This window comes from Bradyrhizobium sp. SZCCHNS3016 (genome assembly GCF_032484535.1).
Lineage (GTDB): Bacteria > Pseudomonadota > Alphaproteobacteria > Rhizobiales > Xanthobacteraceae > Bradyrhizobium.
The window spans coordinates 58,630-84,618 of record NZ_JAUETE010000002.1 but is presented as its reverse complement, the minus strand read 5'-3'; the positions used below and the strand labels follow the sequence as shown (position 1 = coordinate 84,618).

Genomic DNA, 25,989 nt, shown 5'->3' with positions numbered 1-25,989 from the left:
GCAGCCCTGGGCACAGACTTCGCGGCTTCGGGCTTCCTCACTCCGGACTTGGCCGCGCTTCGCCGGCTCCCCGCCATCGCCGTGACCTGAGGAACGTGCTTCTTGAGCGGTCGCGCCTTGGCGCGCTCCTTGGCCGGCGCCGCCTTCGCGGCCTTGGTCTTCGGCGGTTGTGTCTTCGGCGTTTGTGCTGCGGACGACGGCATCCTCACGGATGTCGTCCTGGAGGACGCCTTTTCAGCGGGCGCTCTGGACGCGCCGGCGGGCCTGGGCGCAGCCGGCTTGGCCGGTCGGGCCCGACGCCCCGTACTCATCTTCCGAACGCGCTTCATCATGGCCCCTGTGACATGAACTCCGAAAAACGAAGGGGCACTTGTACTGTCATGTCTCGTCGTGCCGCTTTCGATTGAAGCTCCCGATTACCCGCGCCATTGAGCAGCATGGCACGGTCGTTTCCGGGTGTCACGATGCCCCGGAGGTTGTCCCCGCCGGAAACATTCGGAGATATCAGGGCTGCGGACAGGACACGGCTAGACCATGCCGATCCTGTGTCGGATTTCCGTCGGCGAGACGCCTTCCGCGCGCAAGGCGCGCAATCCCGTCGCCTGGGTGGACTTGGACAGCTTGTGGCCCTGCGCGTCGCGAATCAGTTGGTGATGCCAATAGGCCGGGGCCGGCAGGCCGAGCAGGACCTGCAGCAGCCGGTGGACGCTCGTGGCATGAAACAGGTCCTGTCCACGCACCACCTCCGTCACCCCCTGCAGGGCGTCGTCGATCACGACGGAGAGGTGATAGCTGGTCGGCGTCTCCTTGCGCGCCAAGACCACATCCCCCCAGGCCTCCGGCCTTGCTTCGACCCTGCCACTCTCGCCCGAAGGCCCGGCGCCGTGCTCGTCCCAGGCCGCCCGGCCCGCGCGCGCGACCGCGGCGGCCATGTCGAGCCGCAAGGCATAGGGCGCGCCGCCGGCCATCAGTGCCGCACGGCGCGCTCCGGAGAGCGAGGTCGCGGTCCCCGGATAGAGCGGCGCGCCATCCGGATCGCGCGGCCACCTCCCCTCTGCATCCCGTTGCGCGACCATCCGCGCGACCTCGGCCCGGCTCTCGAAGCTCGGATAGACCAGCCCCATGCCCTGCAGCCGCTCCAGCGCAGCGCCGTACTCGGCGAGGTGCTCCGATTGCCGCCGCACCGGCCGCTCCCAGGCGATGCCGAGCCAGGCGAGATCCTCATAGATCGCCTGCTCGAACTCGGGGCGGCAGCGGGTCGGGTCGATGTCCTCGATGCGCAGCAGCAAGCGGCCGCCGCTCTGCTGCGCGCATTGGAAGTTCAACAGCGCCGAATAGGCGTGGCCGAGATGCAGATAGCCGTTCGGGCTGGGGGCGAATCGGAAAACGGGTGGCATGTCATCTCGTCCTTGCCGGACTTGAGCTGGCGTGGTCCGACGATCATTCTTCGCGGGCTCGTTCGATCCGAGATGGATACGCGGGTCAAGCCCGCGCATGACAATGGAAAAGGTCGCACTGAGATGACCCTTCACCTCGATAGCCAGGACATCCTCGAGGATGCGATCCGCGACCTGGTGAAGCAGGACGTGCGGCTGGCGCCGATCCTCGCCGCCGCCGGCATGCCGGCGCTGCGGCGGCGCGAGCCGGGCTTCGCGGGGATCGCCCATATCGTCTGCGGCCAGCAGCTGTCGACCGCGAGCGCGGCCGCGATCTGGGGCCGGCTGCAGGCGGCGTTCGATCCGTTCGATGCCGACGCCATCCGCCGCGCCCGCGCCGACCGGCTGGGACGGCTCGGTCTCTCTGCGGCCAAGATCAAGACGCTGAAGCACATCGCGCGCGAGCTTGGCGCCGGGCGGCTCAATCTCGACGTACTCGCCAATGAGGACGCCGATGCCGCCCACGCCGCCTTGACCGCCCTGCCCGGCATCGGACCGTGGACCGCCGACGTCTACCTGCTGTTCTGCCTCGGCCATGGCGATGCCTGGCCGGCCGGCGACCTCGCCGTGCAGGAGGCGGTCAAGGTCGGGCTGGGCCTGGCGACGCGGCCAACGGCCAAGCAGATGATGCCGCTCGCGGAAAGCTGGCGGCCGCTGCGCGGCGCGGCGGCGCATCTGTGGTGGAGCTATTACCGCGTGCTCAAGAAGCGCGAGGGCGTCATCGCATCGGCGAACTAACAACTCCGGCGAACGCCGTTTCAAACAAAGTTGGGGTTGCAAAACGGTCATCGATGTCGGCCAGGATCGCGCCACGACGCACAGCAAACGAACGGCCGAGGTCTTCATCATGCAATCGTCCGATTTCATCGTCGCACGCAGCGATCTGCAGCAGTGCAAGACGATCGTCACCGAGCTTCCCGATGGCGACGCGCTTCCTGCCGAGGCGCTGCTGGTGAAGGTCGACCGCTTCGCCTTCACCGCCAACAACATCACCTACGCGCTGCTCGGCGAGCAGTTGAAATATTGGCAACTGTTTCCCGCGCCCGACGGCTTCGGCATCATTCCCGTGTGGGGCTTCGGCGACGTGATCGCGTCCCGCCATCCTGCCGTCGCCGAAGGCGAGCGCCTGTTCGGCTACTTCCCGATGGCGACGCATCTCGTCATCGAGGCCGCCGACGTCGGCAAGCGCGGCCTGCGCGACGCGGCCGCACACCGGCAGGGCGTCGCGCCGGTCTACAACGCCTATGCGCGGGTCGGCGACGATCCCGCCTTTGCCGGACGGCACGGCGATCATCAGGCCCTGCTGCGCCCGCTGTTCATGCTCTCGTTCCTGGTCGACGACTTCCTCGCCGAACAGGCTCATTTTGGCGCCACAACCGTCATCCTGTCCTCAGCCTCGAGCAAGACCGCGTTCGGACTCGCCCACCTCCTGCATACGCTGCGCAAGGGCATCCGCGTGATCGGGCTGACCTCGCCATCGAATGCAGCCTTCGTCCGCTCGCTCGGCTGCTATGACGAAGTCGTGACCTACGATGCGGTCGACATGCTCGACGCGACGTCGCGCGCGGCCTTCGTCGACATGGCCGGCAATGCCAGTCTGCGCGCCGCGCTGCATCGACACTACGGCGACAACCTCGTCTATTCCGGCCGCATCGGCCTGACGCATCAGGACGGCAGCGATGATGTCGAGACGCTTTCCGGCGCCCGGCCCACCTGGTTCTTCGCGCCTGACCAGATCAGGAAGCGCGCCAAGGAATGGGGACCGGGCGGCATCGAGGCGCGGCTCGGCGCGGCGTGGCGGGACTTCGCTCCGCGGCTCGACGGCTGGCTCACGATCACGGAAGGACGCGGACCGGAGGCCGTGCAGCGCGTCTATCTCGACACCTTGCAAGGTCATATTCCGCCGCATCAGGGCCACATGCTGACGATGGCGACGTAGCCAGGTTTTCACCCGCGACCAAAGCCGTGTAGCGTTGCCAGGACTGAGGTTGCACGGAGGCAGGGAGGCGAGGCGATGTCCATTCTCGGAACGGGCAATTTCACCTATCGCATCGTCAAGGACTGGGCCAGGCTGCCCGAGGGCTGGGCGCTAACCGACGTCGCCTCGGTTGCCGTTGACAGCAAGGACCGCGTCTACGCCTTCAACCGCGGCGCCCATCCGATGATCGTGTTCGACCGCGGCGGCAATTTCATCAAGAGCTGGGGCGAGGGCCTGTTCAGCCGCGCCCACGGCCTGTCGATCGACAGCGACGACAATCTGTACTGCACCGACGATGGCGACCACACGGTGCGCAAGTGCACTCCTGACGGCAGGTTGCTGCTGACCATCGGCCTGCCGGAGCACCCGACCCCGTTCATGAGCGGCGAGCCGTTCAACCGCTGCACCCACACGGCGCTGTCGCCCTCGGGCGAGATCTACGTCTCCGATGGCTATGGCAATGCGCGGGTCCACAAATACACGCCCGACGGCAGATTGATCCGCAGCTGGGGCGAGCCAGGCTCGGATCCCGGCCAGTTCAACATCGTTCACAACATCGCGACCGATGCCGATGGCTTCGTCTACGTCGCCGATCGCGAGAACCACCGCATCCAGATCTTCGACGGCGACGGCCGCTACGAGACGCAGTGGAACAATCTGCACCGGCCCTGCGCGCCGTGCGCCTGCGGCGCGGGGCGCAAGACCTTCATCATTGGCGAGCTCGGCCCCGGCATGCCGGTGAACCTCAACGTCCCCAATCTCGGACCGCGGCTGACCATCACCGACGCCACCGGCCGGCGCATGGCCCGGCTCGGCGGCGAACACGGTCCGGGGCTGGAAACCGGCCGTTTCCTGGCGCCGCACGGGCTCGCGATCGACAGTCGCGGCGACATCTATGTCGGCGAGGTCGGCGTCACCAATTGGAGCACGAGCTTCCCGGACCAGCCGATGCCGGACGAGGTCAGGATCTCCCGCTGCCTGCAGAAGCTGGAGCGGGTCCCGGGCTGACTTTTGGTCCGGCTGGTCCTCTCCCCAAACCGAAGACATGCAACTGATTTGCAGTGCAGCGACCTAACCCTCTGCCACGGTTCTGACGCGCTTTGGGCCGAAGCTGGAAGGGCGGGAGAAGCTGTGTCAAGCCATGTGTCAAGCCATTCTTGGGGCTTCACAATCCCGTCACGCTGCATGTAGTATGTGAGGGCATGCTGCTTCGCAGCCGTTATGGAGGCCAGGAGCGTTACTTGAACGCACATGTCTCGCAAGGCGGTTGGCCGGTGTTGGTGCTGAACGCGGACTTCCGGCCGCTGAGTTATTACCCACTGTCTCTCTGGTCGTGGCAAGACGCGATCAAGGCGGTGTTCCTCGATCGCGTCAACATTGTCGAGTACTACGACAGGGCGATCCGAAGTCCCTCCTTCGAGATCCAGCTGCCCAGCGTGGTTTCGCTGAAATCCTTCGTGAAGCCGACGACGCATCCGGCCTTCACCCGCTTCAACGTCTTCCTCCGCGACCGCTTCGCCTGCCAGTACTGCCACTCCGGCGACGACCTGACCTTCGACCACGTCATTCCCCGCAGCAAGGGTGGCCAGACCACCTGGGAAAACGTCGTCGCCGCCTGCTCGCCCTGCAATCTGAAGAAGGGCAATCTGACCCCGCAGCAGGCCAAGATGTTCCCCAAGCAGGCGCCCTACGCGCCGACCGTCCACCAGCTCCATCGCAACGGCCGGCTGTTTCCGCCGAACTACCTGCACGACAGCTGGCTCGACTATCTCTATTGGGACACCGAGCTCGATCCGTAGCGGATCGGCGCTTTGTCGTCGTCGTTGGACCTCTGTGAAATGGCGGAAGCGCTCGCACGGGCGTGCCGGCTGGGGGTGATCGATGTCCGACGTCGACGACCACCGGCTCGATCGGCCAGACGGCTCGCCGAATGGCTCGGCCGTCCGGCGGTATAATGGGCTGGATTAACCCCACCTTAGGCCCCTGTTCAGCATGCTCCTGCGTCGCCGCGTTGGGCGCCGCCATGGCTGCCCGCTTCCGTCACCGATTCAGCAGGGCCGTCCGTTCCGCGCATGCAGACCGCAATCACCGAGTGCAAAGCGGCGGCGCTCGCGAAAGCCCAGGCAGCGAGCTCGCTGCAGAACATTTCCCTGACGCTGTTCGCCAATGTGGCGATCGCAACGTCGCTGGCGCTGTTGCTGTATCTCAGAGAGGGGGGCACGCTGATCTTCTGGTGGCTGGCGGCCGCCATCGCCTTCGCCGCGCTCCGCGCTGGGTGGGTGTCGTACCTGAAGACGTCCGGACGGATCGAGCGCGATCCACAGCGCGTGCTGCGCAATCTCACCATCATGGCTTTCGCCAGCGGCGTGCTGTGGGCGATCGTCCCGCTCGCACTGCCGGCCTTCTCCCGCGCGCACAACGTCAACGACGTCGTCTTCATCATGGCCGGCACCACCACCGGCGCCATCATCCAGAGTCTTGCTTATTCGCCGATGGCGATCGCCTTCGGCGCGCCGCTGATGGGCTCGACCGTGTTGCGGATGCTGATCTCGGGCAGCGATGTCGACTACATCGTTGCGGTCGACGTCGCATTCCTGACCTTCATGCTGTTCCGCGCATCGCGGCTCGGCGAGCGCAACTTCATTGCGAGCCAGAATACCGCCATCGAGGCGACGGTGCTGGCGGAATCCGTCGCCGAGGCCAACCACGCCCTGGAGCGCCTGGTTCGCACGGACTCGCTCACCGGGCTCGCCAATCGCAGTCACTTCCGCATCGTGGCCGCCGCGGCGTGCCGTTCCGGACGTGGGGTCGCATTCCTCCTGATCGACGTCGACAACTTCAAGACCATCAACGATACGCGCGGCCACGACGCCGGCGACCGGGTCATCCAGGCAGTGGCCACCCTGCTGCAGTCCGCCTGCCACGCCGACGATCTGCCGGTTCGCCTGGGCGGCGACGAGTTCGTGGTCGTCATGCAGGGTGACGATGTCGCAAGCCGATCCGTCGCACTCGCCGAATGGCTGATGGCCGCCCTCACGCAGCCGCTCGCGATCGCGGGCCAGTTGCTGCCCGTCAGCTGCTCGATCGGCATCGCGGCGCATGCGGAAGGCTCGATCGATCTGGAAGAGCTCTCCGCCCGCGCCGACGTCGCGCTCTATCGCGCCAAGGACGACGGTCGCGCCTGCATGCGCGTGTTCGACGCCAAGATGCAGTCCGAGCTGACGCTGCAGCGCCGGCTCGATGCGGAGCTCCCCGCCGCGCTGGCCCGCCGCGAGCTGCACGTCGAATTCCAGCCCCAGGTCGCGATGGCCACGCAGGAGGTCATCGGCTTCGAGGCGCTGCTGCGCTGGAAGCACCCGAGCGCCGGACTGATCCCACCGCCGGACATCGTGTCCGCGGCGATCCGATTGCGCCTGTCCGGCCAGCTCACGGAGTTCGTGGGCGAGCGCGTCTGCGCGTTCCTGCGCGCGCTCGACCGCAAGAAGGCGCACGGCATCCGGGTATCGATCAACGTCTCGCCGCGGGAATTCCCGCTTCACTCGCCGGCGCAGACCCTCAAGACCGTCTCCGAGCGCTACGGCGTCGATCCCCACCGGATCGAGATCGAGGTGACCGAAGAGGCGATGTTCGATCCCAAGCGCTGCGCCGACGAATTGAAGCTGATCGACCAATACGGCTTTGGTCTTGCGATCGACGATTTCGGCGTCGGCCATTCCTCGATTGCCAACCTGATGGCGGTCGAGATCGACACCATCAAGGTCGACCGCTCCTTCATCCACGGCATCGCCACCAATCGACGGGATCAGCAGCTCGTCGCCGCCATCACCGCGGTGGCGCTGCCGCTCGGCCACCGCATGATCGCCGAGGGCGTCGAGAGCGAGGCGGACGCCGAGTGCCTTCGCATGCTCGGCTGCTCCTACGGACAGGGCTGGCTGTATGGCAAGCCGATGAAGGAGGACGACGCCATCGCGTGGCTCGTCCAGCATCGCAGCGGTGCTGCTGCCGCGATCGAGCGCTTGCCGCGAAGCGCGTAGGTGCGGCGCGGACGTCGCGCTCACGGATGGAGCAGCACATCGGCAAGACCATGGGCAAGGCTCGGTCCGAAGGCGCCGGCCCACGCGGCGGCGATGACGAGGACGAGTCCGGGGACGAGGCGCAGGGCGAAGGACGACCCGCCGCTGGTCCACGCCACCACGATCTTGCTGATCGTGTTCGCCGACAGCGCCGTGAGCACCGGAGCCACGGCATCGGCGGCGCCGATCTTGCCCGATGCGGCGAGCGCAGCCGCGGCCACCGCCGGCGCATGGGTATCGACGAGACCGGCGACGGCAGCGCTCGCCACCAGGCCGGCTTCGCCGAACGCCTCGCGCAACGCGGCCGAGAGCACGAGCACCGCAGAGATCGTCAGCGCCAGCAACAGCGCGCCCGGCAGGCTGAAGGCGCGTCCGAGCGGCAGATCGGCGGAGCCGCTCTGCCGCAAGCCGACGATCGTGAAGATCGCACCGTAGATCGCCGCCGCCGCGCCGGCACATAGCAGCGGAACCAGCAGCGCCTGCAGCGCCGGCAGGCTGGTGACGGCCAGCACCGCGGCGAGCTGAGCGATGGTCGCGACGGTCGACAATGTCGCGCCCGCAGCCGCGGCACCGCCGAGCTCCGGCGCCTTGCACGCCCGCGCGCCCATCGCGCCGATCGTGGCCGTGCTGGAGACGAAGCCCGAGGCGAAGCCGGATACGGCGAGCCCGCCGCGTGCGCCGAGCAGACGCATCGAGACATGTCCGGCGGCACCGATCGCCATCATCAGGACGACGAGCGTCCAGATGCCGCGCAGATTGAGCGCGCCGTACGGACCGATCGGCTGATCGGGAAGCAGGGGCAGCACGACCAGCGTGGCCGAGGCAAAGATCAGGCCGTCCTTGAGCTCGCTCTCGCTGAGCACCGAACGGACGAAGTCGTGCAGCACCGGCCGGGCCGCCAACAGCACCGCCAGCACGACGGCGACGCCCGCCGCCAGAGCCGGTTGCTCGGTGGCGAGACCGCCGAGCAGGACGGTCAGGATCAGCGCCGCCTCCGACGTCAGTCCCGGATCGTCGCTGTGCGAACGCCAATAGGCGATCGCGGTGAGGACCATGATTCCAGCCGCGACGACGGCCAGCAGCACCTTGCCGCCGATCAGCATGCCGATCGCACCGGCAAGCGACGCCACGGCAAAGGTCCGCAAGCCGGCGGGCGAGCGTCCGGGCCCCTCGCCCTTGCGGCGTTCGCGCTCGAGGCCGATCAGCAGTCCGATGCCGAGCGCAACGACGATCGCGATGATCTCGGGACTGAGGCTCATGACATCCGGCATCGACACGGTCCTGCATCACACCGCCAGGCCAGCGCCGGGGGACATCGGGAAACGCGATACTTCGGCACGAGGGTTCCCATCGGTACGCTCAAGGCGCGACGAATGCGCTGACGATCATCAGCATGCATGTGATGAGACCGAGTGCGGGAATCCATAGCGGCACCCGGACATGCGGACCATCCGATCCGATGCGCCGGATGCGAATACGGAGCAGGCACAGGTTGACGATGGCAAAGATCGTCAGCGTCGCGAGCGAGGTGCCTTCCGCCAGCCGCTCCAGCGGGAAGGCCAGCGCGAGGACCGCGACCGCCAGCATGACGAGCCCGGTTGCGATCAGCGGCGTTCCGGTGCGGGGATCGACGCGGCCGGCGATGCGCGGCAGGTCGCCCTGCCCCGCCATGCCATAGACGACGCGGGCCGTCATCGTCATCTGGGCGAGAATGGTGTTGAGCGTGGACACGATCGCGATCGCATTGAAGGTCGCCGGACTGATGCCCGCTACGGCATTGAACACCAGGCTGAGCGGCGCGGACGAGGCCGACAGCGTGCCCGGCGGCACGGCGGTCACCGCGATCGCTGCAATCAGCACATACAGCACGGTGGTGATCAGCAGCGTGAGCGCCATCGCCCACGGAATGTTTCGCTGCGGGCTCTTGGCCTCCTCCACGACGTTGGCGAGGTCCTCGAAGCCGACGAAGGCGAAGAATGCGAGCAGGCCGGCGAAGGTGATGCCTGAGAGAACGCCGAGATCGAGCGGCGGCGGCGCCAGCAAGGCAGGGCCGAACGCGACGCCGGAGTGAACGGCCGAGACGACGATCCACACCAGTCCGCCGGTCTCGATCAAGGTCAGCAGTCCGGCGAGCATCACCGATTCGAGAATGCCCCAGGACGCGACCATGCCGAGCGCGACCACGATTGCCATCGCGATCAACGGCGTCGGCAGATCGATCAGCTGCCGGATGTAGCCGGCGCCGCCGAGCGTCACCGCGGCCGCCGCAATGATGCCGGTGGCGAGCCGCAGCGAGCCGACCGCCGTCGACAACAGCCGCGACTTGAAGGCCGCGCGGGCATAGGCGGCTTCGCCGGCACTCACAGGATAGCGGGTCGCAAGCTCGGCATAGGAGGCGGCGGTGAACGCCATCACGAACGCCGCCAGCGCAAAGGCCCAGGAGGAATGGACTCCCGCATGACCGGCGACCGCGCCGATCAGGACGTAGATGCCGGCTCCGACGGTTACGCCCGTGCCATAGAGGACCAGCAGCGGCAGTCCGAGCCGCCGCCGCAAGCCAGATGGAGGCACGATTGGATCTTGCGGCACCACGACGTCCATTCTTGATCACAACGAACAACAGAGTTGTAGGGGCTTAAGGGAGCAAGCGCGAGCGCTCTTGATCCCGGTCAATCCGGAGGGCGCGCCCGCGGCCGGCTGCTGCGGCATTCGGCTGCCGGGCCTTCTTCGCGAGGCGCGTTCGCCTTCACGGCCATCGGCCAACTTGAGATGCGCCGCGTCGAGACATGACTTCGCACTCTCGCGGCGCGATGGGCCCGAGCTGTGCTGATCGATCTCCTCTCGAAACGAGAGGGCGCAGGGAAGACCGAGCCTCGGCCGAGGCCCGTGGCCCCCGTGCGGAGAAAATGCACGGGGCAGGAACCACAGGTTCAGCCGGAGCGACCCGGCCTTCCCTGCGCGATGGTTTTCACGGCTGCTCCGCGCTCTCCCCGGGGACCGGCTTGTTTGCCCCCGTCGCTCGCAACCACGCACGAACGTGATCGCAAGCTTGGCGCCAGCTTCGGGGCGCCAGGACCACACGGCTTGACCGTCCGCCACGACATCAGTCGTCTTGCGCGCGAACGCGCCCGACCTCGCGACGGCCACCACTCCCCGCCCCCGCGTATCGTGACGACGCGTACGCCCCTCTCTGCATGAGGCGGGATGCGCGGGAGATAAGCATGATTTCCGAAAAAACGAAACAAGAATATTTTCCGCAGGCGGGCTGGACATCAGCGGCAGATTGCGCTCGCCACCTCGATCGATTTGCCCGACGGGCAGCCCGGTACAACCTGCCTACGCCAATGCGATGGATTGCTCGTGCCCGTCCCGCCTTTCACCGCGGACGGCAGCAGCTTAGGATGCCATCGTCTCCACAATCCGGAACACGCGACGTGCCCGACTTCGAGCCGATCTACACCACGACCGGCGCCGAGAGCGTGGGCCGCTTCGTGGCAACACACTACGCGCTATCAGAGCCGCTCGCGTGCCGCCTGATGAACCGCGGCTTCAACGACGTCTATCTGATTACATCCGCAACGGGCGCACGCTACGTCTTCCGTCTGTCGCATCACCGCGCCCGCGGCCCGGCCGATGTCCGCACCGAGACCGACTTCCTCGCACATCTCGCGCGCTGCGGCGTGCCGGTGGCCGCGGCGGTTCCGGCGCGCGACGGCGCGCTGTTCGTACGCGGCGAGGCGGCGGAAGGCCGCCGCGAAGGCGTGCTGTTTCACGCCATCGAGGGACGCACCCCGGAGGTCGCATCGCAGAGCGACGCGCGCGCCAACGGCGTGACGCTTGCCCGAGTGCACGCGGCGGCGATGTCCTATCGGCCCGAAGCGCCGCTCTATCTTCTGGACCTCGACCATCTGCTGCACCGGCCGCTCGCGCGCGTTCAACGGCTCTGCAGTCTGATCGATGCCGATGATGGCGGCTTTCTCCAGGACGTCGCGGAGCGAACCGCCGCACGGATCGAGGCGATGGAGAGCCTGACATGGACGCATTGTCACGGCGACTGCCACGGCTTCAATGCGCGCATCGGCCCCAGCGGCGAGGCCGTGTTCTTCGACTTCGACGACGGCGGTCCCGGCTATCTGGCCTATGACATGGCCGTGTTCCTGTGGGCCAAGCTGTCGTTCGGCCGGCGCTTTCATGCGGCGTGGCACGCCTTCGTCGACGGCTACCGCTCGGTCCGCCCGATCTCGGCCGCTGATTTCGAGGCCGCGCATGCCTTCGTGATCGTCAGGCACTTCTGGCTGATGGGCGAGCAGGCCAGCCGTTCGCGCGAATGGGGTAGCGAGAATGTCCGCTGGGTCACGCAGCAGCGGGAATTTCTTGAAGGCTGGGAGGCGCAGCAGCTTGCGACGCGCTTGCTATGAGCTTGGGCGGATCGGAGGGATTGAACCGGAGAGCTCCGGCGGCCGACGCATGATCCGGCGTTCAGGCTTGCAGGGTTCGGTCCCTTCCGCGGCGACGATGACGAGATTAACGTTTCGCGATCCTTCCGCCGCGACCGAAGCAGACGCAGCACGCCCGCATCGGAGATTTTGAGCCATGACAGACACGATCGTTCAGTCACGCCGGCTGGGCATCATCGGTTGCGTGATCGGGCTTGTTGCTCTGGCCGCGGCGGTTCTGCCGCATTGGGTGCTGCCGGTGATCGATCCGCCGCCGCCGATCGACAAGGTCATCGTCGATGTCGGACATCGCGTAAAGGAGCGCCTGATGGCGCGCATCAAGGGCGCCGACTACCAGGCGCCGGTGCGCGAGACGTCCTGGACCGACCGCCTGCACCAGCAATTGCCGGTGGCCGCGGTCTCGCTCGGGTTGCTTGCGATCATTCTCGGCGTCGTGGGTCAGTTGCGTCGCGAGGAGCGGCACGTCGCGGCGATGGCGACGACCCTGGGCGGCTGCGCGATCGCCGTGCAGCTCTCCTTCTTGCTGATGGGCGCGCTGATCGTGGTGGCCATCATCTATTTCCTTGGCGATTTCCTCGCGCTGTTCTGATCGCGAGGATGCACGTGCCTGGATCTGCCGGCTGCGGGCAGATGCGCCGTTGTCCATCTTCGATGCCGCCCATTCTGTGCGAGCGCAGCGAAGAATCCAGTGTGGTGCGCGGGGCCCTGGATTGCTTCGTCGCTGCGCTCCTCGCAATGACGGAGAGAAAGCGAGCTGCTCGAAAACGACGGGGCATCCGTGTCCTGTACGTCACAGCGGGACATCGGTTGAATGATGCACATTGCCAATATGATCGGGATGTGATTACTACGCGCTCCGGCGTCGAGCATTCCGCTCCGCCGCACAGGAGAGAGACGATGACTGCGATCATCCGTTGCTCCGCCAGGAGCCGCCAGGACTGATCCTCGCGTGAGGCGAGGCTTGGTCTGGCATGCGTGCGTCCGCGCGCGCTGATCGTCCCTGACCAGTTCTCCCTATCTTTCTCCAAGGTATTTACATGGGCAATTCCCATCGCGTGGACGGCCGTGCGCCGGTCCACGGCTTCTACTCGTCCAGCTCCTGGATCGAGGGCGCCGCTGCACGCCAGCTCGAAACGGTGGCTGACATCTGTGGCGTGCGTGCTGTCGCCGGCATGCCGGATCTGCATCCCGGCAAGTTCGGTCCCGTCGGCTGCGCCATTCTCGCCGACCACATCCATCCGGCCTTCGTCGGCTCCGATGCGGGCTGCGGCATGGCGCTGTTCGCGCTCGACCTCGCTTCGCGCCGGATCCGCGTCGACAAGGCGGCCGACCGGCTGCGCGACGTCGCCACACCCTATGACGGCGACATCGTGAGCGAGCTCGCAGCTCATCAGCTTGCGCCGTCCGACTTCGATGCGTCGCTCGGCACGATCGGCGGCGGCAATCACTTCTGTGAGCTGCAGGCGGTCGAGGAGGTGTTCGATCCGTCCTGCGGTATCGATCGCGACCGCGCTCATCTGCTGGTGCATTCGGGCTCGCGCGGCCTTGGCCACGCGCTGCTCGAACGGCACGTTGCGGAGGGTCTCAAGCCACTCGCGCCGGACAGTGAGGCTGGCCACGCCTATCTGGCAGCGCATGACCACGCGCTGCGCTGGGCGTCGCTGAACCGGCAGGTGATTGCGCAGCGGGCCGCGACGGCCCTGCGCTGCGAGGCCGATCCGGTCTGTGCGTGCTCGCACAATTGCATCGAGCATCGTGCAGACGACGTGTTGCACCGAAAGGGGGCGGCGCCGTCCGACCAGGGGCTCGTCGTCGTGCCGGGCTCGCGCGGCGCGCTGTCCTATCTGGTCGCGCCGCTCGCGTCAGCGCCAAAGGAGGCGTTGTGGTCGATCGCGCATGGCGCCGGTCGCAAGTTCGACCGGAGCTCGATGATCGGCCGTGTCGGCGCCACGCGATCGGATCGCGAGCGTCTCGCGCGCAATCCGTTCGGCGGCCGCGTGATCTGCGAGGACCGCGCGCTGCTCGCCGAGGAGGCGCCGGAAGCCTACAAGCCGATCGCCGGCGTGATCGCCGATCTCGAAGCATTCGGGCTGGCGCGCGTCGTCGCCAGCTTCCGCCCGCTGGTGACGGTGAAGAAGATCGCCACCGAGCGGCGGCAGAAGGAGGACCGCCGATGAGACGGCTCCTCCTCACATCGGGACGCGGTCCGGCCGAATGCCGGATCGCGGTCGCGCATGCGCTGCAGCGGCTCGCCGACGAGGCCGAGGCGGCGGACTGCGAATGCGCGATCGCGCGAGAGCAGACCGACCGGCATGGCCCGGCCAGCGCGATCGTCGTGCTGGACGGGCCGACGGCGTCCGACCTCGCGCGGCGCTGGACGCAGGGCTCGCTGCTCTGGGTGTGCCGCAGTCCGCTGCGGCCGCATCACGGCCGCAAGAACTGGTTCGTCGGCATCGTCGATCTGCCCTTGTCGGAGCAGGTGGCGGCGTTGGCGGCCACCGACGTCCGGTTCGAGAGCTTTCGCGCCGGCGGGCCCGGCGGCCAGCACCAGAACAAGACCGAGAGCGCGGTGCGCGCGGTTCACGTGCCGACGGGGCTGGCCGCGATCGCGCGCGACGGCCGCTCCCAGCATCGCAACAAGGCGCTGGCGCTCGCGCGTCTCGCCGCATTGCTGGACGGCCGCGCGCGCCTGGCCGACGCCGGCGAGGCGCGCCTCATTCACGCGGCGCATGACCGCGTCGAACGCGGCGCAGCCGGGCTGCGCTTCGAGGGACCGGCGTTCAGGCCAGCGGGATGATCATCGGACGGCCGGGGGCAGGGACGCTGCTGGCTGCGAGATCCTCGCTCTGCGAAGAACCCGTTCCACGCGCGCGGCGCCGGTCTTTGGTCAGCACCGCGCCGAGGGCTGCGGGAGCTATCAAGGCGCCCGGCAGACCTCGGCAAAAGTCTGCAGCTGCTCGCGCGGCTTGAAGGGAGCAACCGTCTTCCCGTCAGAGCCGATGCATCCCCAGGTCCCGCCTTCGAACCAGCTGTGCTCGCCTTCCGATACGAGCGAACACCCGAGGCAAACGACGGCGACGCCCTTCTCGAATGGATAGGCGCCGTCATAGATCGCGGGGATCACGAGCCTCAACGATGGATCGATGTATCCGATCTTCGCGCCCACCGGCGACCGGGCACGCCCCTCCGTAAACTCTTCCGCGCCGTTGTCGTAGGCCATCACCGCGGCCATGACACCATCCCGATTCACGTAGAACCAGCGGCCTGCTTCGCCCTTCGACCTTCCGAGCACGAGGACATCAGCCAGTCCATTGCGGTCAAATTGCAGACCAGCCCGGAAGGAGGGAGTGAGATGGAGCTGCCCATCCTCACCTGCCGCCGCGCAGCCCTTGACGGTCGATCCCGGCTCCCAGCAATCATAGGACGCCATCCGGCCATGATCCCCGTTGTCCGATGCGACTGCCGGAAACGCGCCGGTCGCGAACGAGGCTGCGAAGGTCAGGAGCGCGGCCAGTGCTCTCGTCAGAGGCCGGTTGCGCTGCGCGACGGAGGAGTCATGCGCCATGTGGGGAATCTTCATGCCGGTCATGCCTCACATTCGCACATGACATTGCGGTGCGAAACGGCTAAGCGGTCCGCCCCCCCGGACGGAAACGAGACGAGCATGGCGGCAGCGGCCCATTGTGGCATCGACTTCGGCACTTCGAACACCACGGTCGGCCTCAGCAATTCCGCCTCCGCAGAGCTCATCCCCCTGGAGGGCGAGCAGCGGACCTTGCCGAGTGCGATGTTCTTCGATTTCGAGGATCACGGCACCCAGTTCGGGCGCAGCGCGATCGAGCGCTATCTGACCGGCCACGACGGCCGCTTCATGCGCGCGCTGAAGAGCATCCTCGGCACCGCGCTGATTCACGAGAAGACCTATATCCGGCAGAAGGCGGTGCCGTTTGCCGGCATCCTCGGCTTCTTCTTCGCGCATCTGAAGACGCAGATCGAGACGCGGCTCGGCAGGGAGATCAATCAGGTCGTGCTCGGGCGTCCCGTCCGCTTCGTCGACAAGGATGATGCGGCCGACGCGGAGGCGCAGGGCGCGCTGGAGGGCATCGCGCGCGACCAGGGTTTCAAGCACATCGCGTTCCAATACGAGCCGATCGCCGCCGCGCTCGACTACGAGCAGCAGGTCGCCCGCGAGGAGCTGGTGCTGATCGTCGACATCGGCGGCGGCACCTCGGACTTCTCGATCGTGCGCGTCTCGCCCGAGCGGCGCAGCAAGGCGCAGCGCGAGGACGACATCCTCGCCAATGGCGGCATCCACATCGGCGGCACCGATTTCGACCGGCTTCTCAGCCTGAAGAGCGTGATGCCGCATCTCGGCTATGGCAGCCGGACCGTCGACGGCAAGCGCGAGCTGCCGACGGCCTATTATCACGAGCTCGCCACCTGGCACCGCATCAACCAGCTCTACAAGAGGGGCGTCATCGGCGAGCTGCGCCAGATCCGCTACGAGGCCGAGCGGCGCGATCTGGTCGACCGCTTCATCAAGGTGGTGGAGGAGCATCGCGGCCATACGCTTGCGATCGGCGTCGAGCAGGCCAAGATCGCGCTGACCGCGGCGAAGTCGCTGACCTCGGTGCTGTCGGAGAAGGACGACTGGGCACGCATCCGCTTCACGCGCAAGGATTTCGACCGCGCCATCGCCGATTCCGTCGAACGCGTCGTCGGCACCGTGACGAAGCTGCTCGACGATGCCGGCGTCGGGGCCGCTTCCATCAATACCATCTTCCTCACCGGCGGCTCGAGCATGGTGCCGGCGCTGCGTCAGGCGATCCTGGCGCTGTTTCCGGCGGCGCGCATCGCGGAGACCGACCTGCTCGGCAGCGTCGGCATCGGGCTCGCGCTCGACGCGCAGCGCAAGTTCGGCTGAGCCCGCTCAGCGCGGTTCCGACGCCGAGGGCTGTGGGTCCTGCACCCGGAGTGTCCGCGGCCGTGGTGCGGCGCGCGGCGGAGCCGGCGCCGATCCGGGAGCGCGAGCCTGGCTGCGCTTGGCACGAGCCGGCGGAAGGCTGGTCGTCGTTGTCACAGCACCCGCCCATTCTCCGTCACGAATGATGCGCCAGGGTTCGGGATCGATCGGACGCGATTGCGGAGCAACGACCGCGGGCCGGCTGGCGCGGCGCCGCCGCGGCGGCTCGCTCGACACCGGCGGAGCGACCGGACGGACCATGTCGGATGTCGTCTCGGCGGCCGGCGGCGCATCGGCGGGCATTTCGACTAGGACTGCCGCCGCGGCCGGCTCGGCCGCAACAGGCTCGGCCTGAACGGCGGGCGCAGCTTGAGACGGTGTCTCCGCTCGCACGATCGATCCCGTGGTCTCCTCGACCGGCCCCGACTGGAACATGTCATTCGGCAGCAGCACGCCCGCAATCGCGAGTGCGGCGGCGAGGCTTCTGCCGAGCGAGATCAGCGCAGGACGCTCGCGCGGCAGCGCGGCGCTGCTGATCATCCGGCGCCCGGCATCGACGCCGACCACCGCGACAAAGGCCGCGAAGCCGAGGCTGCCGCCGACGCTGGGCAGGACCGCCGCCGCCTGGACCAGCAACGCGGTCAGCGCCACCGCGGCGACCAGCGGCTGGACCACGCCGTGCAAACGCTGCGGCGACGACATGCCGACGAAACAACCGGCAAAATACGCGTCGGACAGGCGGGCATCGTCCGGCACGAGCTGCTGCAGGACGACGAGACCGGCACAGGCGAGCGCTGCCGAGACGAAGATGCGCGCCGGCCGCCCTGCGGCCGCGACCTGCGGCAGCCTCAGCGCGAACATCGTTGCGACCATTCCGACGCCGCACAGCGCCAGCATGAGCACCGAATGATTGAGACCCTTATCGAAGCCCTGAAGGCTGGCGACGCGCAACGGCACGCCATCGGCGCCGAGCAGCGGCGCGAGACTGAGGAACAGAAACGAGCCGATCGCCGCGAGCGCGCCGAAGCGCCCGCCATAGCCGCGCAACAGCACGACGCGCAGCCGCATTTCGAGCGCGCAGACACTGCAGAACACGAGGCCGCAGAACAGCGACAGCAGCAGGAAGGACCTGTCGATCGGAAGCCCCGACCGCGCCACGCTCTCGCTCAACGCAACGATCGGCGTCATCCCGCTGAAGCTGCCGCCATAGACCGAGGAGGAGAAGGTCGTCGGCAACAGATCTCTGGTTCTTGCCGTGATCAGGCCGGCGCAGAGCAGCAGGGTGGCGGTGACCGACGCGAGCGCCGGGGGCAGACCCGACGTGCTCAGGTGCAGCGTCGCCAGACAGCCGAGAAAGGCGCCGGCGAACGAGGCCAGCGGCACGACATTCAGCAACCGGCGCGGCCAGCGGCGAGAGCCGGGCTCGGACGACTGGTCGAGCGCGCCATCGCGGTCCGCTGTCACGGCCCCGCCAACGTCGACGGGTCCGGCCGCCACTCCGGCGCGGGCTGCACCTCATGGCGGGCCACGATGCGCGGTCGCGCCGTCGCGTGCGGCACCACCCGCGTCTGGTGGCGCTTCAGCGGCGCAGCTAGGACCCCCGCGGCCTGACCGTCGCGAGCGATCCGCCGGGACGGGCCTGCGGAGGCCGGCGACGCGGACTGCTGGGCCGGCTCACTCGGGGGCCGCGCGGCGAGCGGATTGGCGCCCTGCGGATCCAGGATCTGAAGCGGCAGATCCGGCGCTGTGGCAGCGGCCGAGGCCGGCTCGCCGGGCACCATGCCGTCGCGCCGATCCTCGTCACGTAAGGGCATCGTGGTCCGCGCCGGCGCAGCGGCCCCGTCCGCGTTCACGAACGAACCGTTGGGCTCCGCCACCGGCCGCTGAAACATCAGCTCGCTGGAGAGCAGCACCGCGAAGATAGCGAGTGTGGCGACGAGCCCCCGCGTCCAGGCGAGGGCGGTCTGCCACGGCGATTCCCCTGCCTCGACGAACAGCCGGACCGCAGCATCCACGAAGATGACCGAGACGAAGGCGATGTATCCGAGGCTGCCGCCGACGCTCGGCAGGATGGGACCGGTGAGGATCAGCAGAGCCGTCAGCAGCACCGCCGCGGCCATCGCCTGCAGCAGGCTGCGCAGCCGCCGCGACGACGACATGCCGACGAAGCAACCGGCGGAATAGGCGTCGAGATCGGGGGCGTCGCTGGGCAGGAGCTGCAGCACCACGAGGCCGGCAAAGGCCACGGTCGCCGCAACGAAGATGCGCACCGCGCGGCGTGACCCTGCCACGGGCGCCCAGCGCAAGGCGGCCATCGTCGCCAGCATGCCGACCGAGCACAACGCGAAGGTGAGCGCGATGCCGCCGAGCCCCTGCTCCAGGGCGCCGCGACGCGCGATCGGAAACAGCTCGCCCTCGGCGCCGAGCAGCGGCGCCAGACCGACGAACAGGAACGAAGCGACCGCCGCCAGCGCGCCCAGTCGTCCGCCATAACCGCGCGCGAGCCCGCCGCGCAGCCACATGTCGAGCGCGCAGCCCAGACAGAACATCAGTCCGCAGAACAGCGAGAGCAGAACGAAGGCGGCGTCGAGCGGCAGGCCGGCGCGAATGACGCTGGCGTTCAACAGCGCCACGGGAGTCATGCCGACGAAGCTGCCGCCATAGGCCGACGAGAAGAACGTGCTCGGCACCAGATCCGCGGTCCGTGTCAGGATCAGCGAGGAGCACAGCAGCAAAGCCGCCGCCGCCGAGGCAATCAGCGGCGACAGCCCGGCTGCACTCAGATGCAGGGTCATCAAGCAGCCGAGGAACGCGGCGATGAACGACGCCAGCGGCGGGCAGCCGAGCTGGAACAGCTCCGAGCCATAGAACGGCACGGCCCGGCCGAGCTGCCGATCGCGCCATGCGCGCGGATCGAAGCTCTGCTCCGCCCGCAGACGACGTAACTGACGATCCGCCGCTTTGCGCTTCATGTCCACGACACCCCGAATCGCGCCAGCCCAAGATCTGCGTGATGATCTCGCGGCAGGCGAATGGTTGACGTTCGGGCGCAACCCTGAGCCCGAGCCGGCGCAGTTTCCTGCGACGGTTGTACGCGCGCTGCATTCGTGCAGGCTGCGTGTGCTCAAGTCATGCACTGCAATGCAACGTTGTGGAAGTATCGGGCTCCAGTCCGGGCGTGAAAGTTCCTGGCAACCTTAATGGCGGAGCGCGATGCGAATTATCAATGACATGCGAGTTGGACGGCGTAGCAACCCCGGCTTGCAAACGAGCTTGGTAAACGACAGCATGGCGTCATGCTCACGCCCACGTTGCATACCGCCCGTCTGATCCTGCGGCCGCTGGCCCTCGCCGATGCGCCGGCGATCCAGCGTCAGTTCGACAACTGGAACGTGATCCGCAACCTCGCGGCCGTCGTGCCGTGGCCCTATCCTCCCGACGGCGCCGAGACCTTCGTCAGGCTGCAGCTCGACAGGATCGCAGCCGGCGAGGAGCTTTATCAATGGGTGCTGGTGCTGCGCGACGGTGACGGCGAGGCCATCGGCAACATTCACTTCCGGCCGCGCATGAAGTCGGTGAAGGGCCATCGCGGCTTCTGGCTCGCCGAGCGCTATTGGAATCGGGGACTGATGAGCGAGGCGATCGCCGCCGTGAACGACTTCGCCTTCGGTCCGCTCGGCCTCGATCAGTTCACCGTCTGCAACGTCGCGACCAATGTCGCGTCACGGCGAGTCAAGCAGAAGACCGGCGCCGAGTTCGTCGGCTTCATCGAGGTCGCGCACCACAATGGCGAGACCTGCTCCGAGCAATGGATCGTGCGGCGGGAGACGTGGCTGCAACGTCAAGGGAAGCAACGCGCTCCCGCCTGAGATCGTCGGCGCTACGCGCTCGCCGTCACGTCGAGCACCGCCTGCGCAAACGCTTGCGGCGCCTCCTGCGGCAAGTTGTGGCCGATGCCGCCGGTGATCAGCCGGTGCTCGTAGCGGCCGGTGAACTTCCTGGCATAGGCTTCGGGCGCCGGATGCGGCGCGCCGTTGGCATCGCCCTCCATCGTGATGGTGGGCACGGTGATGTCAGGAAAGGTCGCGAGCTTCGCCTCCAGCGCATCGTATTTCGCCTCGCCCTGCGCGAGGCCGAGCCGCCAGCGATAGTTGTGCACGACGATGTCGACGTGATCAGGATTGTCGAAGGCGGCGGCGCTGCGCGCGAATGTGGCGTCGTCGAACGCCCATTTCGGCGAGGCCGTCTGCCAGATCAGCCTGGCGAAGTCGCGCCGGTTCTTGTCGTAGCCCTCGCGGCCGCGCTCGGTCGCGAAGTAGAACTGGTACCACCATTGCAGCTCGGCGGCCGGCGGCAGCGGCATGCGGCCGGCCTGCTGGCTGCCGATCAGATAGCCACTGACCGAGACCATCGCCCTGCATCGCTCCGGCCACAGCGCCGCGATGATGTTGGCGGTGCGCGCGCCCCAGTCATAGCCGGCGAGGGTCGCGGTCCTGATCGCGAGCGCGTCCATCAGCGCGACGATGTCGGCGGCGACGGCGACCGGCTGGCCGCTGCGCAACGCGGTCGGCGACAGCAGCCGCGTCGTGCCGTAGCCGCGCAGATGCGGAATGATGACGCGATGGCCGGACGCGGCCAGCGCCGGCGCGACGTCGGCGAAGCTGTGGATGTCGTACGGCCAGCCGTGCAGCAGGATGACGACGGGGCCGTCGGCCGGACCTGTCTCGGCATAGCCGATGCTGATCTCGCCGGCCTTGACCTGCTTGATCGGTCCGAGCGACGTCGCCGCCCCCGGCCGGATCGCCGGCAGCTTCGTCGCCGCCTTGAAGCTCTGCGCCTGCCCAGCGCTGGAGCCGAGTTGAAAGGCCGCAACGGCGGTTCCGGCAAGGGTGAGGAAACGGCGGCGGTCGGGGTAAAGAACGGTCGGCATGGCGGAGGCTCCTGGTTCCGATGTGCGGTTCTTGTGCGCCATGCATCCGCGCGGCGCTTGGAGGAGGCATTGATTTTTCCTTGAGGCCGGCTTGATTTTGCGGATCGCGTGACGCGAGGGTGAAACCGGCTGCCGCGGCGGCCAGGGCGGTGCATGTGGTGTATTGCTTCGACGATTTCGTGCTCGATCCCGGCCGCCGCGAGCTGCGCCGCGGCGACGACCTGGTTGCGATGGAACCGCAGGTGTTCGACCTGCTCGCGTTCCTGATCAGGACGCGCGACCGCGTCATCAGCCGCGACGACATCCTCGCCGAGGTGTGGGGCGGCCGCATCGTCTCCGAGGCGACGCTGGCGAGCCGCATCAGCGCCGCGCGGAGCGCGATCGGCGACAGCGGCGAGGCGCAGCGCCTGATCCGCACCATTCCGCGCAAGGGCGTCCGCTTCGTCGGGGAAGTCCATGAGCAGGCGGACGCAGTGCAGACGCCGGCGGCGGTTTCGGCCGCGCAAGCCTTCGACGGCCCCGCCATCGCGGTGCTGCCGTTCACCAACATGAGCGGCGATCCGGAGCAGGACTATTTCGCCGACGGGATGGCCGAGGACATCATCACCGCGCTGTCCCGCTGTAGCGGCCTCGCCGTGATCGCCCGCAACTCCTCCTTCATCTACAAGGGCAAGGCCGTCGATATCCGTGCGGTCGGACGCGAGCTCGGCGTCGGCTACGTTCTCGAAGGCAGCGTGCGCCGCGCAGGGTCCCGCCTGCGCATCAACGGACAGCTGATCGATGCGGCATCCGGCGCACATCTGTGGGCGGAGCGCTTCGACGGCCAGCTGGACGATGTGTTCGCGCTGCAGGACCGCATCACCGAAAGCATCGTGGCGGCGATCGAGCCGACGCTCGAGCTGGCGGAAGGCGAGCGGCGCCGCGCCACACCGCCGCTGCATCCGGACGCCTATGATCTGCTGCTGCGCGCCGCCAGCCTGCGCGACGCCTTCGCGCCCGACAGCCTCGCGGCGGCGATCGCGTGTCTGGACCAGGCGCTGGCGATCGATCCCGCCTGCGCGCCCGCGATGGCGGCTTGGGCCTATTGTCAGGCGCTGCGCCATTTCCAGGGCTGGAGCGCGCCGGACGAGACCTATCGCACGGCCGCCGTCGCGCGGGCGTGGCAGGCGTGCGAGCGTGCGCCCAGCGACGCGCAGGTGCTGTGGATGGCGGCCTTCGCGATCTGGAACATGGCCGACGACATCGCCCCGGCACGCGAGCTGTTCCGCCGCTCGCTCGCCATCAACCCCAACTCGGCCATGGCGCTGACCTTGAGCGGGTGGATCGAGATCATGGCCGGACACACGGCTGCGGGCCGAGCGATGATCGAACGGGCTCGGCGGCTGAACCCGCGCGATCCACGGGGCTGGTTCGCAGCCGGAGCGCTGGCGATCTGCGCGGTGGCGGAGGACGATCTCGCAGGTGCCATTCGATGGGCCGAGATCGCGCTGGCGCAGAACCGCCGTTTCGCCGTGGCGCTCCGCGTCCTGATCGTGGCCCTGGTCGGGACCGGTGAGATGTCGCGCGCTGGCGAGGTCGCGCGTCAGCTTCTGAGCCTCGAACCGGATCTCACCGTGTCCGGGTTCCTCGAACGGATCCCGTTTCCGGCCGGAATGCTCGCCACAACCTATGCGGAGGCGCTGCGCGCAGCCGGGGTGCCGCCGTGATCCCGTTCGCGTGCAGCGGACCCTGCTGCAACTGAAATTTTCGACATGAACGGCAAAGTTGCGAAACTTGGCTGGACCTCGTTCACACTACCTTAGGTTCCATTCCGTAGTTTCGCGGAGATCGTCCGGCGGCCATTTGCCGGACGGCGGAGGGGAATTGATGAGGAAATTGCTTCTCAAATTTTACGAAGATGAATCGGGCGCAACCGCGATCGAGTACGGCCTGATTGCGGCCGGCATCGCGCTCGCGATCATCACCATACTCAACAAGCTCGGACTGACCCTGGAAGGCATCTTCACGACCCTGACCACGAAGCTGAACGGCGGCTGATCGATCGATTGTCTGCAATGGCGTTCTCAGGACCGGAGCAATCCGGTCGCCATGGTCGGACTGGCCGGGCCTCGCGCCCGGCCTTTGTCTTTTGATGGAGGTCCATTCTTCGATGGAGCGGCGCCGCAACCGACCTATCAGGGCGTCGTGCTGCGTCCAGCCTGCTCGCAGGCATTCGTGCAGCGCCGGCAGGACTCGGCGCCGATCCGGCAATGGGCATGCATCCCGGCGTGATGCTCGCATTCCTCGGCACAGAGCCGGCATCAACGTATCCGGACGCGCTGACGCCTAACTCTGTTCCCGCCTGCATCCATCATCGATTGGGCGATCAAGTTCAATCGCGCGGCGCGACCTCAATCATCTCACGATCCGCGTGACGGAATTATCACCTCACCGTGCGTCACGGCTTCCGGCATTTCATTCGCCCGCGCCTACGAGCGCCATTTCGCAGAACTGCCATCCGAAACCTTGCGGCGTGCGCGTATGGACGCACCCGTTCGGTTGAGGCACAACAGCTCTCGTCACTGACATCGGCGGCCCGAGCCGCGGACCAAGAACGACGCGCGCAAGCAAAGCGCCGACGATGTGGAGGAATGGATGCTGATTCCGATGGCCGACGTGCCGCGCTGGTATGTGGAGCGCAAACCCAGGGACAGCGTCGCGCTCCGGCACGGCACCGATGTCCTGACCTGGGAGCAGCTCGAGCGCCGCGCCAATGCGCGTGCGCGCGCCTTCGCGGCCAAGGGCGTCAAGCCAGGCGACTTCGTCGCGATCGGCCTGCCCAACGGCAATGCGCTGTTCGAGACCAGCTTCGCGGTGTGGAAGTGCGGCGCGACGCCGACGTCGCTGTCGTGGCGGCTGCCGCGCGGCGAGGCCGCCGCGGTGCTCGAGATCCTCAAGCCGTCGCTGGTGGTCGGTGGCGAGGCCGACTGGAACGCTCCGAACGCGCTGCCGGCCGATTTCACGCCCGAAGGATTTTCGGACGAGCCGCTCACCGCGCCGGTGTCACGCTATTGGAAGGCGATGACCTCGGGCGGCTCGACCGGGCGGCCGAAGGTGATCCTCGATCACCAGCCTGCGGTGACCGACACCGCCGCCGAGCCGCCGCTCGGCATTCCGAAGGGCGCAGCGCTGCTCAATCCCGGCCCGCTCTATCACAACGCGCCCTTCATCGTGTCGCACTACGCGCTGTTCGCCGGCGGCAGCCTGACCGGGATGGTGAAGTTCGACGCCGAGGAGACGCTGCGGCTGATCCAGGCGCAGCGCATCCAGTGGGTCAACTTCGTGCCGACGATGATGCACCGGATCTGGGCGCTGCCGGAGGCGGTCCGGAACAGCTACGACGTGTCGAGCCTGAAGATGGTGTTCCACATGGCCGCGCCGATGCCGCCATGGCTCAAGGAAAGATGGATCGAGTGGCTTGGGCCCGAGCGCGTCCATGAGCTCTATGGCGGCACCGAGCGCCAGGGCCGCACCATCATCTCCGGCACCGAATGGCTGCAGCACAAGGGCTCGGTCGGCAGGATCGACGAGTCCTGCAAACTGCGCATCCTTGGTCCCGACGGCAACGATGTCGCGCCCGGCGAGAGCGGCGAGATCTACTTTCTTCCCGCTGATGGCGCCGGCAGCACCTATCACTATCTCGGCGCCGAGCCGAAACGGCGCGCCGACGGCTGGGAGTCGCTCGGCGACATCGGCCGGCTCGATGCCGACGGCTACCTCTATCTCGGCGACCGCCTCGCCGACATGATCCTGCGCGGCGGCGCCAACATCTATCCGGCCGAGGTCGAGGCGGCGCTGATGGCGCATCCCGACATCCGCTCCTGCGTCGTCGTCGGCCTGCCTGATCCGGAGCTCGGCCAGCGCGTGCATGCGATCGTGGAGATCGACCGTGCCAAGGACGCGCAAGCCATTGTCGACGGCATGGGTGCATTCCTCGCCGACCGGCTCAGCCGCTACAAGCACCCGGAAAGCTACGAGCTGGTCGACGTGATGCTGCGCGACGATTCCGGCAAGGTCCGGCGCACCCTGCTGCGCGACGAGCGCGCAGCGTGGATGAAGGATGGCCGCCACTTCCGTCTCGTGCCCGCGCGGGCGCGACCGGCAGCAAACTGA

21 protein-coding genes are annotated in these 25,989 nt (G+C 67.6%); 14 read left to right on the top strand and 7 right to left on the bottom strand.

The features are described 5' to 3' along the window. Positions 1 to 527: 527 nt before the first annotated feature. Positions 528 to 1,397, bottom strand: a complete 870-nt coding sequence (gluQRS, locus tag QW881_RS04645) for a tRNA glutamyl-Q(34) synthetase GluQRS (protein WP_315755937.1) — start codon at positions 1,395 to 1,397, stop codon at positions 528 to 530. A gap of 123 nt (positions 1,398 to 1,520) precedes the next feature. Here gluQRS and QW881_RS04640 point away from each other — a divergent pair, with 123 nt between their 5' ends. From QW881_RS04640 to QW881_RS04620, 5 genes are all read left to right on the top strand, one after another. Next, positions 1,521 to 2,174 carry a DNA-3-methyladenine glycosylase 2 family protein gene (locus QW881_RS04640; RefSeq protein WP_315755936.1) on the top strand — a complete coding sequence of 218 codons (654 nt, stop codon included), beginning with the start codon at positions 1,521 to 1,523 and terminating at the stop codon, positions 2,172 to 2,174. A gap of 109 nt (positions 2,175 to 2,283) precedes the next feature. After that, complete coding sequence (locus QW881_RS04635) at positions 2,284 to 3,375, top strand: DUF2855 family protein (protein ID WP_315755935.1); 1,092 nt, start codon at positions 2,284 to 2,286, stop codon at positions 3,373 to 3,375. Positions 3,376 to 3,450: 75 nt separating this feature from the next. After that, the gene (locus QW881_RS04630; RefSeq protein WP_315755934.1) at positions 3,451 to 4,422 is read left to right on the top strand and encodes a peptidyl-alpha-hydroxyglycine alpha-amidating lyase family protein; all 972 of its coding nucleotides are present in this window, start codon (positions 3,451 to 3,453) and stop codon (positions 4,420 to 4,422) included. Positions 4,423 to 4,655: 233 nt separating this feature from the next. Continuing rightward, entirely contained in the window at positions 4,656 to 5,213 is a 558-nt protein-coding gene (locus tag QW881_RS04625) for an HNH endonuclease (protein ID WP_009025578.1), read from the top strand. Between the two features lie 273 nt (positions 5,214 to 5,486). After that, a complete protein-coding gene (locus QW881_RS04620) occupies positions 5,487 to 7,448 on the top strand; it encodes a putative bifunctional diguanylate cyclase/phosphodiesterase (RefSeq protein ID WP_315755933.1) in 1,962 nt (653 codons plus the stop codon). 20 nt (positions 7,449 to 7,468) lie between these two features. Here QW881_RS04620 and QW881_RS04615 read toward each other — a convergent pair whose 3' ends face one another. Then, positions 7,469 to 8,758: an MgtC/SapB family protein gene (locus tag QW881_RS04615; RefSeq protein ID WP_315755932.1), complete on the bottom strand. Its 1,290-nt coding sequence runs from the start codon at positions 8,756 to 8,758 to the stop codon at positions 7,469 to 7,471. 88 nt (positions 8,759 to 8,846) lie between these two features. After that, positions 8,847 to 10,058 carry an APC family permease gene (locus QW881_RS04610; RefSeq protein WP_315755931.1) on the bottom strand — a complete coding sequence of 404 codons (1,212 nt, stop codon included), beginning with the start codon at positions 10,056 to 10,058 and terminating at the stop codon, positions 8,847 to 8,849. Positions 10,059 to 10,921: 863 nt separating this feature from the next. Between QW881_RS04610 and QW881_RS04605 the strand changes: the two genes are divergently transcribed. From QW881_RS04605 to prfH, 4 genes are all read left to right on the top strand, one after another. Then, positions 10,922 to 11,905: a phosphotransferase enzyme family protein gene (locus tag QW881_RS04605; RefSeq protein WP_315755930.1), complete on the top strand. Its 984-nt coding sequence runs from the start codon at positions 10,922 to 10,924 to the stop codon at positions 11,903 to 11,905. A gap of 175 nt (positions 11,906 to 12,080) precedes the next feature. Continuing rightward, positions 12,081 to 12,533 (top strand): hypothetical protein, encoded by a 453-nt coding sequence (locus QW881_RS04600; protein ID WP_315755929.1) that lies wholly within the window; start codon positions 12,081 to 12,083, stop codon positions 12,531 to 12,533. A 448-nt stretch (positions 12,534 to 12,981) separates the two neighbouring features. Further along, positions 12,982 to 14,121: an RNA ligase RtcB family protein gene (locus tag QW881_RS04595; RefSeq protein WP_315755928.1), complete on the top strand. Its 1,140-nt coding sequence runs from the start codon at positions 12,982 to 12,984 to the stop codon at positions 14,119 to 14,121. Then, entirely contained in the window at positions 14,118 to 14,741 is a 624-nt protein-coding gene (gene prfH / locus QW881_RS04590) for a peptide chain release factor H (protein ID WP_315755927.1), read from the top strand. The genes QW881_RS04595 and prfH overlap by 4 nt, the downstream gene beginning before the upstream one ends. A 120-nt stretch (positions 14,742 to 14,861) precedes the next feature. Here prfH and QW881_RS04585 read toward each other — a convergent pair whose 3' ends face one another. Further along, positions 14,862 to 15,533 (bottom strand): WG repeat-containing protein, encoded by a 672-nt coding sequence (locus QW881_RS04585; protein WP_315755926.1) that lies wholly within the window; start codon positions 15,531 to 15,533, stop codon positions 14,862 to 14,864. 75 nt (positions 15,534 to 15,608) lie between these two features. On the opposite strand from QW881_RS04585, the gene QW881_RS04580 reads away from it, so the two are divergent. Continuing rightward, positions 15,609 to 16,868, top strand: coding sequence for an Hsp70 family protein (locus QW881_RS04580; protein ID WP_315755925.1), 1,260 nt, complete (start codon positions 15,609 to 15,611; stop codon positions 16,866 to 16,868). 6 nt (positions 16,869 to 16,874) lie between these two features. Here the strand turns inward: QW881_RS04580 and QW881_RS04575 are convergent, their stop codons facing one another. Together QW881_RS04575 and QW881_RS04570 are read right to left on the bottom strand one after the other, a co-directional pair. Further along, on the bottom strand, positions 16,875 to 18,371 hold the full coding sequence (locus QW881_RS04575) for a hypothetical protein (RefSeq protein WP_315755924.1): 1,497 nt from the start codon (positions 18,369 to 18,371) through the stop codon (positions 16,875 to 16,877). Further along, the gene (locus QW881_RS04570) at positions 18,368 to 19,879 is read right to left on the bottom strand and encodes a hypothetical protein (protein ID WP_315755923.1); all 1,512 of its coding nucleotides are present in this window, start codon (positions 19,877 to 19,879) and stop codon (positions 18,368 to 18,370) included. Before QW881_RS04570 ends, QW881_RS04575 begins: the two co-directional genes overlap by 4 nt. 324 nt (positions 19,880 to 20,203) lie before the next feature. Between QW881_RS04570 and QW881_RS04565 the strand changes: the two genes are divergently transcribed. Then, positions 20,204 to 20,776: a GNAT family N-acetyltransferase gene (locus tag QW881_RS04565; RefSeq protein ID WP_315755922.1), complete on the top strand. Its 573-nt coding sequence runs from the start codon at positions 20,204 to 20,206 to the stop codon at positions 20,774 to 20,776. An 11-nt stretch (positions 20,777 to 20,787) separates the two neighbouring features. Here the strand turns inward: QW881_RS04565 and QW881_RS04560 are convergent, their stop codons facing one another. Continuing rightward, the gene (locus tag QW881_RS04560) at positions 20,788 to 21,837 is read right to left on the bottom strand and encodes an alpha/beta hydrolase (RefSeq protein WP_316158327.1); all 1,050 of its coding nucleotides are present in this window, start codon (positions 21,835 to 21,837) and stop codon (positions 20,788 to 20,790) included. 155 nt (positions 21,838 to 21,992) lie between these two features. On the opposite strand from QW881_RS04560, the gene QW881_RS04555 reads away from it, so the two are divergent. The 3 genes from QW881_RS04555 to QW881_RS04545 all read left to right on the top strand — a co-directional run bounded on the left by QW881_RS04555 (position 21,993) and on the right by QW881_RS04545 (position 25,989). Continuing rightward, complete coding sequence (locus QW881_RS04555) at positions 21,993 to 23,543, top strand: winged helix-turn-helix domain-containing protein (protein ID WP_315756096.1); 1,551 nt, start codon at positions 21,993 to 21,995, stop codon at positions 23,541 to 23,543. Positions 23,544 to 23,703: 160 nt separating this feature from the next. Continuing rightward, the gene (locus tag QW881_RS04550) at positions 23,704 to 23,874 is read left to right on the top strand and encodes a Flp family type IVb pilin (protein ID WP_315736183.1); all 171 of its coding nucleotides are present in this window, start codon (positions 23,704 to 23,706) and stop codon (positions 23,872 to 23,874) included. Positions 23,875 to 24,471: 597 nt separating this feature from the next. Then, positions 24,472 to 25,989: an AMP-binding protein gene (locus tag QW881_RS04545; RefSeq protein ID WP_315755920.1), complete on the top strand. Its 1,518-nt coding sequence runs from the start codon at positions 24,472 to 24,474 to the stop codon at positions 25,987 to 25,989.

What these genes read in the sequence shown, in the direction of transcription:
- QW881_RS04640 (WP_315755936.1), top strand. Translation starts at nt 1,521, where the DNA reads ATGACCCTTCACCTCGATAGCCAGGACATCCTCGAGGATGCGATCCGC.
- QW881_RS04635 (WP_315755935.1), top strand. Translation starts at nt 2,284, where the DNA reads ATGCAATCGTCCGATTTCATCGTCGCACGCAGCGATCTGCAGCAGTGC.
- QW881_RS04545 (WP_315755920.1), top strand. Translation starts at nt 24,472, where the DNA reads ATGCTGATTCCGATGGCCGACGTGCCGCGCTGGTATGTGGAGCGCAAA.
- prfH (WP_315755927.1), top strand. Translation starts at nt 14,118, where the DNA reads ATGAGACGGCTCCTCCTCACATCGGGACGCGGTCCGGCCGAATGCCGG.
- QW881_RS04595 (WP_315755928.1), top strand. Translation starts at nt 12,982, where the DNA reads ATGGGCAATTCCCATCGCGTGGACGGCCGTGCGCCGGTCCACGGCTTC.
- QW881_RS04560 (WP_316158327.1), bottom strand. Translation starts at nt 21,837, where the DNA reads ATGCCGACCGTTCTTTACCCCGACCGCCGCCGTTTCCTCACCCTTGCC.
- QW881_RS04615 (WP_315755932.1), bottom strand. Translation starts at nt 8,758, where the DNA reads ATGCCGGATGTCATGAGCCTCAGTCCCGAGATCATCGCGATCGTCGTT.
- QW881_RS04565 (WP_315755922.1), top strand. Translation starts at nt 20,204, where the DNA reads ATGCTCACGCCCACGTTGCATACCGCCCGTCTGATCCTGCGGCCGCTG.
- QW881_RS04570 (WP_315755923.1), bottom strand. Translation starts at nt 19,879, where the DNA reads ATGAAGCGCAAAGCGGCGGATCGTCAGTTACGTCGTCTGCGGGCGGAG.
- QW881_RS04550 (WP_315736183.1), top strand. Translation starts at nt 23,704, where the DNA reads ATGAGGAAATTGCTTCTCAAATTTTACGAAGATGAATCGGGCGCAACC.
- QW881_RS04630 (WP_315755934.1), top strand. Translation starts at nt 3,451, where the DNA reads ATGTCCATTCTCGGAACGGGCAATTTCACCTATCGCATCGTCAAGGAC.
- QW881_RS04585 (WP_315755926.1), bottom strand. Translation starts at nt 15,533, where the DNA reads ATGACCGGCATGAAGATTCCCCACATGGCGCATGACTCCTCCGTCGCG.
- QW881_RS04600 (WP_315755929.1), top strand. Translation starts at nt 12,081, where the DNA reads ATGACAGACACGATCGTTCAGTCACGCCGGCTGGGCATCATCGGTTGC.
- gluQRS (WP_315755937.1), bottom strand. Translation starts at nt 1,397, where the DNA reads ATGCCACCCGTTTTCCGATTCGCCCCCAGCCCGAACGGCTATCTGCAT.
- QW881_RS04620 (WP_315755933.1), top strand. Translation starts at nt 5,487, where the DNA reads ATGCAGACCGCAATCACCGAGTGCAAAGCGGCGGCGCTCGCGAAAGCC.
- QW881_RS04580 (WP_315755925.1), top strand. Translation starts at nt 15,609, where the DNA reads ATGGCGGCAGCGGCCCATTGTGGCATCGACTTCGGCACTTCGAACACC.